The 13,849-nt window shown below is 59.8% G+C and carries 16 protein-coding genes; 7 read left to right on the forward strand and 9 right to left on the reverse strand.

Translation table 11 applies throughout. The annotated features are described in order from the left end of the window. Positions 1 to 11 precede the first annotated feature (11 nt). The 3 genes from UIA24_RS00485 to UIA24_RS00495 all read right to left on the reverse strand — a co-directional run bounded on the left by UIA24_RS00485 (position 12) and on the right by UIA24_RS00495 (position 2,946). Complete coding sequence (locus tag UIA24_RS00485; protein WP_099773539.1) at positions 12 to 899, reverse strand: MerR family transcriptional regulator; 888 nt, start codon at positions 897 to 899, stop codon at positions 12 to 14. Then, positions 889 to 1,857, reverse strand: a complete 969-nt coding sequence (locus tag UIA24_RS00490; protein WP_099773540.1) for a YbgA family protein — start codon at positions 1,855 to 1,857, stop codon at positions 889 to 891. The genes UIA24_RS00485 and UIA24_RS00490 overlap by 11 nt, the downstream gene beginning before the upstream one ends. Positions 1,858 to 1,959: 102 nt before the next feature. After that, positions 1,960 to 2,946 (reverse strand): NAD(P)/FAD-dependent oxidoreductase, encoded by a 987-nt coding sequence (locus tag UIA24_RS00495; RefSeq protein ID WP_330521930.1) that lies wholly within the window; start codon positions 2,944 to 2,946, stop codon positions 1,960 to 1,962. Positions 2,947 to 3,133: 187 nt separating this feature from the next. On the opposite strand from UIA24_RS00495, the gene UIA24_RS00500 reads away from it, so the two are divergent. Together UIA24_RS00500 and hemH are read left to right on the forward strand one after the other, a co-directional pair. Further along, positions 3,134 to 4,036: a TIGR01777 family oxidoreductase gene (locus UIA24_RS00500; protein ID WP_102051841.1), complete on the forward strand. Its 903-nt coding sequence runs from the start codon at positions 3,134 to 3,136 to the stop codon at positions 4,034 to 4,036. Between the two features lie 13 nt (positions 4,037 to 4,049). Next, a complete protein-coding gene (gene hemH / locus UIA24_RS00505; protein WP_065761018.1) occupies positions 4,050 to 5,063 on the forward strand; it encodes a ferrochelatase in 1,014 nt (337 codons plus the stop codon). 64 nt (positions 5,064 to 5,127) lie between these two features. Here hemH and UIA24_RS00510 read toward each other — a convergent pair whose 3' ends face one another. Then, complete coding sequence (locus tag UIA24_RS00510; protein WP_065761019.1) at positions 5,128 to 6,402, reverse strand: uracil-xanthine permease family protein; 1,275 nt, start codon at positions 6,400 to 6,402, stop codon at positions 5,128 to 5,130. Between the two features lie 2 nt (positions 6,403 to 6,404). Continuing rightward, a complete protein-coding gene (gene upp / locus UIA24_RS00515) occupies positions 6,405 to 7,043 on the reverse strand; it encodes a uracil phosphoribosyltransferase (protein ID WP_065761020.1) in 639 nt (212 codons plus the stop codon). 162 nt (positions 7,044 to 7,205) lie between these two features. Between upp and UIA24_RS00520 the strand changes: the two genes are divergently transcribed. The 3 genes from UIA24_RS00520 to UIA24_RS00530 all read left to right on the forward strand — a co-directional run bounded on the left by UIA24_RS00520 (position 7,206) and on the right by UIA24_RS00530 (position 8,711). Continuing rightward, the gene (locus UIA24_RS00520; RefSeq protein ID WP_065761021.1) at positions 7,206 to 7,763 is read left to right on the forward strand and encodes a hypoxanthine-guanine phosphoribosyltransferase; all 558 of its coding nucleotides are present in this window, start codon (positions 7,206 to 7,208) and stop codon (positions 7,761 to 7,763) included. A gap of 123 nt (positions 7,764 to 7,886) precedes the next feature. Beyond that, positions 7,887 to 8,354, forward strand: a complete 468-nt coding sequence (locus UIA24_RS00525) for a hypothetical protein (protein WP_065761022.1) — start codon at positions 7,887 to 7,889, stop codon at positions 8,352 to 8,354. 69 nt (positions 8,355 to 8,423) lie between these two features. After that, complete coding sequence (locus UIA24_RS00530) at positions 8,424 to 8,711, forward strand: PA4642 family protein (protein WP_102051843.1); 288 nt, start codon at positions 8,424 to 8,426, stop codon at positions 8,709 to 8,711. 54 nt (positions 8,712 to 8,765) lie between these two features. On the opposite strand, the gene mqo is transcribed toward UIA24_RS00530, so the two are convergent. Both mqo and UIA24_RS00540 read right to left on the reverse strand, forming a co-directional pair. Next, complete coding sequence (gene mqo / locus UIA24_RS00535) at positions 8,766 to 10,271, reverse strand: malate dehydrogenase (quinone) (protein WP_065761023.1); 1,506 nt, start codon at positions 10,269 to 10,271, stop codon at positions 8,766 to 8,768. Between the two features lie 605 nt (positions 10,272 to 10,876). Further along, entirely contained in the window at positions 10,877 to 11,110 is a 234-nt protein-coding gene (locus UIA24_RS00540) for a hypothetical protein (protein ID WP_099773544.1), read from the reverse strand. A 172-nt stretch (positions 11,111 to 11,282) separates the two neighbouring features. On the opposite strand from UIA24_RS00540, the gene UIA24_RS00545 reads away from it, so the two are divergent. Then, positions 11,283 to 11,867 (forward strand): YajG family lipoprotein, encoded by a 585-nt coding sequence (locus tag UIA24_RS00545; protein WP_065761025.1) that lies wholly within the window; start codon positions 11,283 to 11,285, stop codon positions 11,865 to 11,867. A 69-nt stretch (positions 11,868 to 11,936) separates the two neighbouring features. Here the strand turns inward: UIA24_RS00545 and UIA24_RS00550 are convergent, their stop codons facing one another. After that, positions 11,937 to 12,143 carry a hypothetical protein gene (locus UIA24_RS00550; protein WP_065761026.1) on the reverse strand — a complete coding sequence of 69 codons (207 nt, stop codon included), beginning with the start codon at positions 12,141 to 12,143 and terminating at the stop codon, positions 11,937 to 11,939. A 161-nt stretch (positions 12,144 to 12,304) separates the two neighbouring features. Between UIA24_RS00550 and UIA24_RS00555 the strand changes: the two genes are divergently transcribed. Next, complete coding sequence (locus UIA24_RS00555) at positions 12,305 to 12,565, forward strand: hypothetical protein (protein WP_065761027.1); 261 nt, start codon at positions 12,305 to 12,307, stop codon at positions 12,563 to 12,565. Between the two features lie 99 nt (positions 12,566 to 12,664). Here UIA24_RS00555 and UIA24_RS00560 read toward each other — a convergent pair whose 3' ends face one another. After that, a complete protein-coding gene (locus tag UIA24_RS00560) occupies positions 12,665 to 13,831 on the reverse strand; it encodes a 1-acyl-sn-glycerol-3-phosphate acyltransferase (protein ID WP_099773545.1) in 1,167 nt (388 codons plus the stop codon). Positions 13,832 to 13,849 lie beyond the last annotated feature (18 nt).

Here is a 13,849-nt window from a genome sequence, read left to right on the forward strand (position 1 = left end):
CAGGGGTTGAGTTATCGTGAGGCGTCTTGCAACGCTTGCACGACCTCCAACGGGGTGTCGAGCAGGCATAGCCGGGGGTTTTTCACCGCCAGTGCCATGAGGTCATCCTGATGGATGCTGATCGCGCTGCCGTCCAGCAGGGTAGGTATCTGGATTGCACTCAGGCTGCGCTCAAGTTGACGCATATCGACCGCCCTGTTCAGGCACAGTAACAGCGCCTGGGGTTGCATGCGTTCGAGGGTCAGCGCCAGCTCGGCAGGGGGCAGTGGCCAGTCGAATACTTCTACCGCGTACCCGGCACTACTGAGCAGCCAGGCGCATAGCCACAACCGTGGATCGAAGACCAGGTCTGAGCCGTTGATCAGCAGTACTGCCGGGCCATTGAGTTGGCGGTTGCTGTGATAGAGGCGAGCTCCGAGTTTGCTGCGTAGCCAGCAGTGGAAGAACACTTGTTCCATGCGTGCGCCAAACTGGCTTTGCCAGCGCAGCTCCAGCTCGGCGAACAGGGGGAGCAGCAGTTGCTCGCACAGCGTGGTCGCAGGGTACAAGGCGATCGCCTGATTGAACTGTTGGTCCAGACGGCGTTCTGCCAAGGCAGCGATGCTGCCGGTTATGTCCTGGCGCATGGCCTGCCAGGCACCGTGTTGATCTGTCTGGGAGGCTACCGGGCGGCTGTCCAGCAGGGCCTTGATCTGGCCGACAGACACACCACGGTTGAGCCATTGGACGATCTGTTGAATGCGCTGCACATGCTCGGTGCTATACAGTCGATGGCCTTTGCCTGTGCGTTGTGGGGTAATCAGGCCATAGCGTCGTTCCCAGGCGCGAAGCGTAACCGGGTTGACGCCGGTGAGGCGTGCAACCTCTCGGATCGGCAGTGGCAGCGGCTCAGATGGCATTGCGCAGGCCAAGGGTTTCAGGGTGTGGCTTCAGGTAGATTTGCTGCTCCAGATAAGGGTCAGGGTGCCGACGCAGGTGGTGCTTGAGCAGGGTCAGTGGGACGACCAGTGGCACCGTTCCGGCTTGATACTGATCGATCGTCTGGCGAATTTCCTCTTTGTCGGCGGCCTCAATGAAATCGCGCAGGTACCCACTCAGGTGCATCAGTACGTTGCCATGGGTGCCGCGATTGGCGCAGCGGCTCAGTGCCTTCATCAGTTGGCTGAAGTAGCGCGGGCCAATTTCTTCGGCGTCATCACTGCGGCTCATGCTACCCAGCAGCTTGCCCAGGACTTTGTACTGTTGTGGGTTGTTTGCCATCAACAGGTACTTGCAGCGGGCGTGGAAGCTGATCAGTGCATGTCGGCTCAGGCCTTGCGCCAGGTATTTTTGCCACTCCGCGTACACGTAGACGCGGGTGATGAAGTTCTCACGCAAGGCCGGGTCGCACAGGCGGCCATCTTCCTCCACAGGAAGATCAGGTCGTTCGGCACAAAACGCTGCGGCATAGGCACCACGTCCACCCTCTGTGGCCGGGTAGCCGTTGTCTTGATACACCTTGACCCGTTCAAGCCCACAGGACGGCGACTTCTGCATGAAGATATAGCCGCAGATGTCCTGAAGCTCATTGGCCATCTGCCGCCCGTAGGCACCAAGCGGGCCAGAGAGGTCCAGCTCGGGTTCGCGAGGGTTGATAACACGAGGCTGCTGAGGATCGCCCACCAATCGAATGGCGGCTCGCGGAACGCCCAGGCCGATGGCCATTTCCGGGCACAACGGAACGAAGTCGAAGTACTTGGCCAGTGTCTCGTTGCATAGCTTCGAGGCTTTATGGCCAGCATTGAAGCGTACTTCCTGGCCGACCAGGCAAGCGCTGATGGCGATTTTGGGTTTGTGCGGCAGCTCGTGAGTATCCATGGCGAGTCCAAAACTTGTACAAATTAAATGTTATGTACAGATTTGATCATCATAGATAGGAGGCTGTACAAGTCAAACGATTTGTACAGCTTTTTGGCAAAATCAGTCCAGATGCTCAAGCAGTCGCCGAGCGGCTTCCTGGCCACTCAGCCAGGCCCCTTCAACCCGACCTGACAGGCACCAGTCGCCGCAGGCGTACAGGCCCTGGTCTGGGTCAGCCAGCGCCCCCCACTCATGGTTGCTGGAAGGGCGTGCATACAGCCAGCGATGGGCGAGAGAGAAGCACGGCGCTGGCACGGCACAGCCAATCAGCTCGGCGAAGTTGCCGAGCAACTGCTCGATCACGGCCTCCTTGGCGAGGTCGATGTGCTGTTTGCTCCAGTTCGCTGTGGCGTGAAGCACCCAGGTATCAATGTGTTCGTCGCGTCCTGGCTTGCTGCGATTGCGCGCGAGCCATTCGAGTGCGCTGTCTTGTATGAAGCACCCCTGCAGGGGCGTATCCAGTGGGCTTTCAAACCCCAGCGCAATGGCCCAGGTGGGGTCCATCTGTACGCTGGCGACGGTTGCGGCAAGTTTGGGTGCCGCCGTCAGGAGCTGGGTTGCCTGAGGGGCGGGCACCGCAATGATGACGCGGCTGAACGGGCCATGGCTGCAGCCTTCGGTGTCCTGCAGGTGCCAGTAATGCTTGCCGCGAAAGACTTCGGCGATCCGGCAGTTGAAGTTCACCGTCGAGTCTTTGAGCAAGGCGCGGGTAATCGCGCTCATGCGTGGCACACCTACCCAGCGAACCTGCTCGTCTGGCGAGGGGGTGAGTTGGCCCGCTTTGTAGTTGTAGAGGTGCGGTTTCCACTCTGCGACCGAGCCGTGTGCCTGCCATTCCTGAACCTGGGCAAGGAAGCGTCGGTCGCGGGCAGTGAAATATTGTGCGCCGAGGTCGAGTGCCCCGGCTTCGCTGCGTTTGCTGGCCATGCGCCCACCGCTGCCTCGGCCTTTGTCGAACAGATGCACGGTCTGCCCGGCTTTTTGTAGTGCCTGGGCAGCGGACAAGCCGGCGATGCCTGCGCCGATGATTGCGATAGGTATGGTCATGATGGCCTCTTTGAACCTTTGATACGCAGACTACGCTGTCTGACAAACCTGTACAATGCCTGATCAATGTACAATATTGATCCGCGCTTTACAGCCAGGTTCGCCTATGTTTATCCGAGAGCGATCGGTCAAAAAAGTGCCTTGTTCTTAAAAATAGACCAAGCGCGCGCCACATGAGGACACAGTCATGCATATATTGCTGACCGGCGGTACTGGTTTGATTGGCCAACGGCTTTGCCAGTACTGGCTGGCAAAAGGGCATCAGTTGACGGTGTGGAGTCGACGACCTGAGCAGGTCGGTCGTCTCTGTGGGGCTGGGGTGCGAGGCATTGATCGACTTGAGGCGTTCGGTGATCAAACGCTGGATGCAGTGGTCAATCTGGCGGGGGCCCCCATCGCTGATCGACCTTGGAGCAGTGCGCGGCGCGCGCTGCTCTGGAGTAGTCGGATCACCCTCACCGAGCAATTGCTGGCCTGGCTTGAGCAGCGCCAGCAACGGCCTTCCGTGCTGATCTCCGGTTCGGCTGTGGGTTGGTATGGTGATGGTGGTGAGCGTGAATTGACAGAGGCCTCACGGCCGGTCAAAGAGGATTTCGCCAGCCAGTTGTGCATTGCCTGGGAAGAAACGGCGCAGCAGGCCGAGGCCTTGGGTATTCGCGTCGTGCTGGTGCGAACCGGGCTGGTGCTGGCCAGTGAGGGCGGTTTTTTGTCGCGCCTGCGACTGCCATTCAAACTCGGCCTGGGTGGGCCTATTGGCGATGGGCGGCAGTGGATGCCATGGATTCATATCAATGACGAAATCGCCCTGATTGATTTTCTCTTGCAGCATAACGACGCCAGCGGTCCCTATAATGCCTGCGCTCCAGAGCCTGTGCGTAACCGAGAGTTTGCCAAGCGGCTTGGTCGGGCGCTGCATCGGCCAGCCTTTTTACCCCTTCCGGCACCGTTGCTGAGGCTTGGGCTGGGTGAGTTGTCGACGCTGCTGCTGGGTGGCCAGCGTGTGCGCCCCGTGCGCTTGCTGGCAGCTGGCTTCACTTTTCAATTCAATGATGTGCAATCTGCCCTGGATGAATTGTCCAGTCGCCTCTGAAATAGGACGTTGCATGACCGATCATGCTTTGCTGCTGGTCAACTTGGGTTCGCCGGCTTCCACCGATGTCGCCGATGTGCGCCGTTACCTCAATCAATTCCTGATGGACCCTTACGTCATCGACCTGCCTTGGCCGGTTCGCCGGTTGCTGGTCTCGCTGATCCTGATCAAGCGCCCAGAGCAGTCGGCTCATGCCTATGCCTCGATCTGGTGGGACGAAGGCTCGCCACTGGTGGTCCTGACACGCCGCCTGCAGCAGGCGATGAGCGAGCAATGGACGCACGGCCCGGTGGAAATCGCCATGCGCTATGGCGAGCCTTCTTTGCCTACCGTACTGGCGCGCCTGGCGGCTCAGGGGGTGCGCAAGGTCACGCTGGCGCCGCTGTACCCTCAGTTCGCCGACAGTACTGTCACCACGGTGGTCGAACAGGCGCGGCAGGTCATTGCCGAGCAGAAATTGTCGTTTGAACTGGCAGTGCTGCAGCCGTTCTACGATCAACCAGAGTACATCGACGCACTGGTTGCCAGTGCCAAGCCCTACCTGCAGGAAGATTTCGATCACTTGCTGCTGAGTTTCCATGGCTTGCCCGAGCGTCACCTGACCAAGCTTGATCCTACCGGCAACCATTGCTTCAAGGGTGCCGACTGCTGCCGCACGGCATCGCCACAAGTACTTGCCGTGTGCTATCGCGCACAGTGCATTCGCGCGGCCGAGTCTTTTGCCCGGGCCATGGGCCTGCCCGAGGGCAAATGGTCGGTGTCATTCCAGTCCCGGCTGGGGCGGGCGAAGTGGATCGAACCCTACACCGAAGCGCGCCTGGACGAGTTGGCCAAAGCCGGGGTCAAGCGCTTGCTGGTAATGTGCCCGGCGTTTGTCGCCGACTGCATCGAGACCCTGGAAGAGATCGGCGACCGTGGGCGTGAGCAGTTCATTGAGGCGGGTGGGGAGGAGTTGGTGCTGGTGCCGTGCCTGAATGACCACCCGGATTGGGTACAGGCCCTCAAGACACTCTGCGAAAGGGCGTAAAGCACGTGGTGTGGCTGCAGGAGCCAGCACGGCTGGCTCCTGCAGGATCAAGCACCCGGTGTAATCAAGGCAACTGATCGTCCAGCGCCTTGTTCTTCCAGCTGTCGTTGCCCGGCAGCAACAGGTTCAGGCCGATGGCAACCACGGCGCACAAGGCAATACCTTTGAGGCCCCAGTCGCCAGGGCCGGTGCCGCTACCAATCAATACGCCGCCAATACCAAACACCAGTGTCACCGAAACGATCACCAGGTTACGGGCCTCGCTCAGATCGATCTTGTGCCGGATCATGGTGTTCATCCCCACCGCGGCAATCGAACCGAACAGCAGGCAGAGGATGCCACCCATTACCGGTACCGGGATGCTCTGCAGCAGTGCGCCGAACTTGCCGATGAAGGCCAGGCCAATGGCGAAAATCGCCGCCCAGGTCATGATCTTCGGGTTGTAGTTCTTGGTCAGCATCACTGCGCCGGTGACTTCGGCATAGGTGGTGTTGGGCGGGCCGCCAAACAGGCCGGCTGTGGTGGTGGCGATGCCGTCACCGAGCAGGGTGCGGTGCAGGCCCGGCGTTTTCAGGTAGTCGCGACCGGTCACGCTACCGACGGCTATGACCCCGCCAATATGTTCGATCGCCGGCGCCAAGGCCACCGGAACGATGAACAGGATGGCTTGCCAGTTGAATGCAGGTGCGGTGAAGTGCGGCAGTGCCAGCCATGGGGCCGCCGCGATCTTGGCCGTGTCGACCACGCCAAACACGAAGGCGAGGGCGAAGCCCACCAGCACGCCAGCGATGATCGGTACCAGGCGGAAGATGCCCTTGCCGAACACGGCGACGATCAGGGTGGTCAGCAGCGCCGGCATGGAGATCAGCATCGCCGTGCTGTAGGGAATCAGCTCAGTGCCGTCACCGGCCTTGCCCATTGCCATGTTGGCGGCAATCGGCGCCATGGCCAGGCCGATCGAAATGATCACCGGACCAATCACTACCGGCGGCAGCAGGCGGTCGATAAAACCGGTGCCCTTGATCTTCACGGCCAGGCCGAGGAAGGTATAGACGAAGCCGGCAGCCATTACCCCGCCCATGGTTTCGGCCAGGCCGAACTGGCCCTTGGCGAGGATGATCGGGGTGATGAAGGCGAAACTGGAGGCCAGGAACACCGGAACCTGACGCCCCGTGACCACCTGGAACAGCAGCGTTCCGAGACCCGCGGTAAACAGTGCCACGTTCGGGTCGAGGCCGGTGATCAGAGGCATCAGCACTAGCGCGCCAAAGGCGACGAAGAGCATCTGCGCACCGGAGACGACCTGACGCCAAAGCGGGTCGTTGAACTCATCCTGCATGCTCAGGCGTCCTTCTGCTTGGTACCGAAGATCTTGTCTCCGGCGTCGCCCAGCCCTGGGATGATATAGCCGTCTTCATTGAGGCGTTGGTCGATCGACGCGGTGTAGATCTGTACGTCGGGGTGGGCCTTCTCGACCGCTGCGATACCTTCGGGGGCAGCGACCAGGACCATGGCGCGGATGTCCTTGCAGCCAGCCTTTTTCAGCAGGTCGATGGTTGCAACCATCGAGCCGCCAGTGGCCAGCATCGGGTCGATGATCATTGCCAGGCGCTCGTCGATTTCCGGCACGAGCTTTTCAAGGTAGGTGTGTGCTTCGAGGGTTTCCTCGTTGCGGGCAACACCAACGGCGCTCACCTTGGCGCCTGGGATCAGGCTGAGCACGCCATCGAGCATGCCAATGCCGGCACGCAGGATCGGTACGACGGTGATCTTCTTGCCGGCAATTTTTTCGACCTGGACAGTACCGCACCAACCTTCGATGTCGTAGTTCTCCAGGGGCAGGTCCTTGGTCGCCTCGTAGGTCAGGAGTGCGCCGACTTCCTGGGCGAGTTCGCGAAAATTCTTCGTGCTGATATCGGCACGGCGCATGAGGCCGAGCTTGTGGCGGATCAGCGGATGGCGGATCTCACGGGTAGGCATAGGAAATGGCTCCGGGGGCGGGCAAAAAAACCGCGCTAGATTAATCTATTCGCTTCAGGTGTCCTATAGGTTATCAGGACGTTAGTCCAGAAATGCTTGATCTGATGCCCGTGGGTGCGTACCTTTGCCCGCTTTTCTCAATTGCCGCCCCTGGAGAGCGCCATGTCCGCTGATCTCGAGCACATCCGTCAAGTCATGCGCGAGGCTGACTGCCTGTACACCGAAGCTGAAGTCGAAGCAGCGATTGCCCGCGTGGGTACGCAGATCTGCGCAGACCTGGCCGATAGCAATCCAGTCGTGTTCTGTGTCATGAACGGCGGCCTGATTTTCGCTGGCAAGTTGCTGACACACCTGAACTTCCCGTTGGAGGCGTCGTACCTGCACGCCACCCGCTACCGTAACCAGACCAGCGGCGGCGATCTTTTCTGGAAAGCCAAGCCGGAAGTCTCGTTCATTGACCGCGACGTGCTGATCATCGACGACATCCTCGATGAAGGGCATACCCTCAGCGCCATCATCGACTTCTGCAAGCATGCCGGCGCGCGCACTGTGCACACCGCTGTGCTGATCGACAAAGACCACGACCGCAAGGCCAGTCCGGACCTGAAGGCTGACTATGTCGGCCTGGGCTGTATTGACCGTTACATTTTCGGTTACGGCATGGACTACAAAGGTTACTGGCGCAACGCAGCCGGTATCTACGCGGTCAAAGGGCTGTAAGGCCCGCAACGCCCTTGTTGCCGACAAGGTCGGCGCCTTGCAGCATCTCATGTTGCAGGTGCCAGCCTTGCCGACGATGGGGGCATCCGCCACACTGCAAGGCCATCCGCGAAGGAGCCTGCCGTGCGCCTGTTTATCCCCCTCCTGTTAGCACTGAGCCTCCCTGTCGCCGCTGCGCCATTGCACAGCCAGTTCTTGCCACCTGATGACCTTTCCCTGCGCCAGGAAAAGCCTGAGTCTCAGCAACTGATGCAGGTCACCGACTATTCCGTGGTGGTGGGCAATCAGCGCCAATCAAATCAGCAACCGATCCCGGTGACATCGCCTCTGGTGTTGCGCTTGAAAGGCAAGCCGCTGAGCAAGGGGGCGACCATCAGCCAGGTCGTGATCAGCTTCGATGCTGAAAGCAAAAGCTTGAAGAAACCGGCGTTTGACGACAAGTCGCGCACGCTGACGCTCAACTACCCCCTTGCCCAGTATCGGGTCATTCTTGATTTGCTACGCAACGATACGGTGTATGTGCAATTTTTGACCTATGCCAACGGCCACATCTGGGCGGACCTGCACACGGGAACCGTACGCACGCGTTGAGGCGCGAGGTGGCCCGGGGGTAAACTGCCGACCCCTGAAATGTTCGTGATGGTTCAGCTGGAGTCGGCAATGCGTAAAGACAAGAAACAGGTAATTGGTGATGAGATCGGCGACGCGCAGATCAAGTTGTTCCTCGATTTCGAGCCGGCCGATGCCACTTCGCCGTCGCTGCACAAGCTGATCAAGGCTTATCGCGGTCTGCGGGTCGACGACTTCGAGCGTTTTGTCGGTTTCTTTGTTGAGGCCGGCCTGGATCTCGATGGCAAGGATGAGCAGGGCAATACCTTTGCCACGCTGATCAAGGACCAGCGTAACGCTGCCGACTACATCGAGATCATCGAGAAAGCGCGCGGCTGAGTTTGCCAGGCCCATAAAAAAACGCCCCGAAGGGCGTTTTTTTATGGCTGCAGATCAAGCGTAGTTCTGAGTCGGGCTGGGCTCTGCCAGTTGCAGTGCCTCGTCGTTGTACGCGCTGATTTTGCGGTACAGCGCAGCATCGGCCGCCAGAACCTTTTCCCGTGCCGGGAAAATTTCCTTGAGCTTGGCCGCCCAGGCGCCTTTGGCTTGCTCAGGGAAGCAGCGTTCGATCAGTTCAAGCATGATCGACACGGTTACCGAAGCACCTGGCGATGCGCCCAGCAGGGCAGCAAGGGAGCCGTCTTTGGCTGCGACCAGTTCGGTACCGAACTGCAGAACGCCGCCTTTTTTCGGGTCTTTCTTGATGATCTGCACGCGTTGCCCAGCCACTTCCAGGCGCCAGTCTTGCGCCTTGGCTTCTGGGTAGAAGCGACGCAGCGACTCTAGGCGTTGCTCCATCGACTGCATCACTTCGCTGACCAGGTAGCGGGTCAGGTCCATGTTGTCGCGGGCAACGGCGAGCATTGGGCCAATGTTACCCAAGCGTACTGACAGCGGCAGGTCAAGGAACGAGCCGTGCTTGAGGAACTTGGTGGTGAAGCCGGCATACGGCCCGAACAGCAGGGACGTCTTGCCGTCGACAACACGGGTATCCAGGTGCGGAACCGACATCGGTGGCGCGCCGACCGACGCCTGGCTGTAAACCTTGGCCTGGTGCTGTTTGACGATTTCCGGGTTGTCGCAACGCAGCCACTGGCCGCTGACCGGGAAGCCGCCGAAGCCCTTGCTCTCTTCGATGCCCGACATCTGCAGCAACGGCAGGGCCGCGCCACCGGCGCCAAGGAAGACGAAGCGAGCATCAACTTCACGGCTGCTGCCGCTGTTGACGTCCTTGATGCTGACGGTCCAGCCGCTGCCGTTACGACGCAGGCCGGTGACCTTCTTGCTGTACTTGACCTGTGCATCGGGTGCATTGGCCAGGTGCTTGAGCAACTTGTTGGTCAGGGCGCCGAAGTTGACGTCGGTACCCTTGACGACGCGGGTAGCGGCGATGCGCTGGTCGGCCGGACGGCCTGGCATCATCAGCGGCATCCACTCCTTCATCACCGCTTTGTCTTCGGTGTACTCCATGTCGGCGAACGCATGGTGCTGCTTGAGCAGCTCATAGCGCTTCTTGAGGAAGGCAATGCCTTTCTCACCCTCGACATAGCTCAGGTGTGGAATCGGGTTGATGAATGCCCGCGTTGAGTTGAAAGCACCCTTTTTGCTCAGGTACGCCCAGAACTGACGGGAGACCTCGAACTGGGTGTTGATGTGTACAGCCTTCTTGATATCAATGCTGCCGTCGGCAGCTTGAGGCGTGTAGTTCAGTTCACACAGCCCGGCATGGCCGGTACCGGCGTTGTTCCACGGGTTGGAACTTTCCGCGGCACCCGAATCCATCAACTCGACGACTTCCAGCTTGACTGCCGGGTCGAGTTCCTTGAGCAGTACGGCCAAGGTGGCACTCATGATGCCTGCCCCTACCAGTACCACATCGACTGCTTCGTTCTGCGCCATTAACGCGTCTCCAAAATCTTCAGCACCAAATTGACAGCATGGGATCCCTGGGTAAGCCAGGATCGCCATGTCCGATTCTTCGCAGGTTTTGCAACTTCAGCGGACACCACCAACGGGGCTTTGCGTTACCTATGAACGCATTTTAGTACCCGTGCGGCAATTCGACTTATGGTCAAGGTATCCGTCGTGCGTTATGGACCGGCCTCAGTCGCCCACCTTGGATGAGCGCTGTTGCCAGCTGTTTGGGGCTTGTTGGGACACCGCTGGTGCTTTTGCACATGCCAGACTGTTCATTTTGCTCGCCACACTCTTGTGAAGTTGTGAAACCCGTTTTTTCACGCTCTTTTGGAGACGTGAACCTCAAAATGGGCTGCGCGATGGCAGACCCGGCAGGTTCTGTGCAGAGCAAGGGTCGAATGAATCAGACTCACTGGCTGGTGCAAGACCTGTGTGGAAGGCTCTCTGTGGGCGGTGCGGAGGGTGCCAACAGTTGGTATTGGCGGTGCTGCGAGGCCCGATCAGGAGACGTCCTTATAATCGGGGGGAGATTATAACGAGGTCTTCGGCAGAAACGACCTTTTTAGCGACATTTCTTGAACCTGTCGTCAGGCGGCGAGTGTTCGCTGAGGGCGGGAGCTCATTGAGCGGGCCATTACTTTGGCACTGGTCGGCAAGGGGCGGTTCAGCCAATGTAGCCGAATTTCGTTGATCTCCACCCAGTGGCCGTCAATTGGTGCGTCGGTGCAGTGTTTGAAAGCCTGGCACAGCCCTGCGCCATCGAGTCGGGCAAAGTAGCGTTGGGGTTGGCGTTTGAACAGCAGGGCCCAGAGGGAATTCATGGCAGCGTACCTGTTATGACTGCATCAAGCATAACCCCCAGCAGATGACAGGGTGTTGACAGCGAACCGCTGTCCGTTCTTACGGTCTGATTCGCCAGTGGCCAGCCGATGGCTGCTACCGTCGGTGCTGGTTATACTGATGCCCTTTGTTGCTATTCCTGGAGAGATGCGCATGTTGCACCGTCTGTTGTTCGGTTTGATCGCTGTGACCAGTCTGACCCTGGTCGGTTGTGCCCACAGCCCGCAACAACTCAGCCCGCAACCGAAACTCACCGCCCAGCTTGCACCGGTTGGCCATGGTCAACCGGTCGTGGTACGCGTGGTTGATGGTCGTGCTTCGCAGACCTTGGGCACCCGGGGTGGTCTGTACCCTGAAACCAGCGCAATCACGGTTTCCGGTAACGATATCCAGCCAAAATTGCAGGCTCAGGCCGAAGCTGCCGTGCGTTTGCTGGGCTTCACCCCTTCGCCGAATGCCTATAACGCGCCACAGTTGACCGTGACGCTGGTCGAGCTGAAGTATCAGTCGCCCAAAGAAGGCCTGTATGTCACCGAGGCCACCATTGGCGCTACCTTCCGCGCTGATGTCGCCAATGCCAACCGTCGATACAGTGGCCGCTATGGGGCATCCCTCGACCAGCGTTTCGGCATGGCGCCGAATCAGGACACCAATACCCAACTGGTGAGTGATGTGCTCAGCGATGCGCTGACCCGTTTGTTCAAAGACCCGACTGTCGGTCAGGTCCTGGGCGAATAACCCGACGCGTGTTCAGCAAAAAGCCCGCTACCGGGTATCAGGTAGCGGGCTTTTTTGTACCCGCAGGCATCAGGCCGCTTCGACGTAGAAGTCCAGCATGCTGATACCGGTCTGGCTGTCGACTTCGGGCAGGTGCTCATGCGCATGACCGCCCAGCGCGCAGTACACCAGCCACTGACGGTCCTGAACGTTGAACGCAAGGCCGTCGATCAGCGCCTGCTGTTCATCGCTCTGGGCGATCAGGTAGAGGCGATCCTGGTTTTCGGCGTGCAGCATGACGAAGCTCCGTGTCTTTTCAACGGCCGATAGACTGGCCTGGCTGCATGACGATCGGATGACAGTGGGGCGGTCGTTTGTCGCAAAGCGCAGGACTGGAGCCAAGGCTTGGGTAGAATGCCGGGCTCTGGTTGTCCCGTTTCGCATTTATGAGGTTTTCGATGTCGCTGCAGATGCTCTGGGGGCTGATGGCCGCCCATCCCGCCAAGCTGATCAACGTGCTGGCGTTGCTACTGACCTGTCCGGGCAGCTTTTTGTTGCATGGTGCTCGACGTCGCGAGGCACGCGCACTGGCGGAGCGGCCTGCGGGTGAGGCGGTGCTCGATGTGACGACTGTGCGGGTCAATCGTTTCTATTACGCGCTGGGCTTTGCCTTCCTGGCAATGGCGCTGCTGCTGTCCTGGGTCAGCACCTGGGCCTGATTCAACCGTGCTCGCTCAGGGGCGCCTGACGCATCAGGGCTGAGCCTGCACGGCCTGTGCAGGCGCCCGGCGGTGCCGGCGCCTGCAGTTGGCGTGCGGTTAAAGCGCCAAGCCCGCCTTTACCCGGTACTGGTTACGTACCGGCGTCGCGTATTGCAGCACCAGATACGGCCGATGTTCGGCGGGGCAGGCGTCCAGTCGGCGCTGCCATTCGGCCTGCGCCTTGGCCAGTTCATCTGCCGCGAACAGCTCGGAGGCCTTTGGCACCTGCAGGCTCGGGTCGGCGTCGCTCCACTGGGCATAGGCCAGGTAGTGCGCCGGGAACAGGCGATAACCACCGAGAATCTGCCGGTCGATCGCCGCTGCCAACTGCTTGGTGTCTTCGTAAGCTTCGGTGATCGGCGCGGCGAAGTTGATGTGCACCCGGCCTTTGTAGCCGGTGATGCCCTGGGCAATGCTCAGGTCATCTTCACCTGGTGCCTTGGTGTAGCTGCCGGTGGTGGCGCGAATGTAAAGCTCGCGGGCCTTGGCCAGGTCGCAGGGGTCGTATTCGTAGCTGATCGACACCGGGCTCAGGTTCAGCGAGCGAATCACCTCACCGAATGGCTCGTCCTTGCGGCTCATGTGGAACATCTTGAGGATCGCCGAATCGGTGCGATCATCGCCATCTTTCGCCCGGCCTTCGGCCTGGGCAATCCAGATCGACTGGCCGTCGGTACGGATCGAATGGTTGATGTAGGCCGAAAGCAGTTGATAGGCCGCCAGTTTCTCACGGCGGCCGGTCAACGAACGGTGCACGATGAAACTCTTGTTCAGGCGCATCATGTCGCTGACAAATGGCTTCTGCAGCAGGTTGTCACCGATGGCGATGCGCGGGGTTGGCAGGCCGGCATGGTACACGGCGTAGTTGACGAAGGCCGGGTCCATCACGATATCGCGGTGATTGGCCAGAAACAGGTAGGCCGTACCGGACTTGAGCCCCTCGACGCCGGTGTAGGTCACGCCGTCGGTAGCCCGTTCTATAGTGTGATCGACGTAGAACTCGACCTTGTCCTGCAAGGTTGATACGCAGGTAACCCCGGCGAATTCATGGCGCAGGCGGCGGGCGATCAGGGGCTTGAGCAGCCAGCCGAACGCGCCAGCCATGCGCGGGAAGCGAAAGTGGGTGAGGATATCGAGGAAAGCCGGGTCGCTGAGCAGGCGTGCCAGAACGGCAGGGACCTCAGCGTCGTTGTACGGTCGGATGGCATCGAATTCGCCCATCATGCTCTCTTGTTGGAAACG

It is taken from the genome of Pseudomonas sp. AL 58, from assembly GCF_036348395.1.
In the GTDB taxonomy this organism is placed as follows: domain Bacteria; phylum Pseudomonadota; class Gammaproteobacteria; order Pseudomonadales; family Pseudomonadaceae; genus Aquipseudomonas; species Aquipseudomonas defluvii.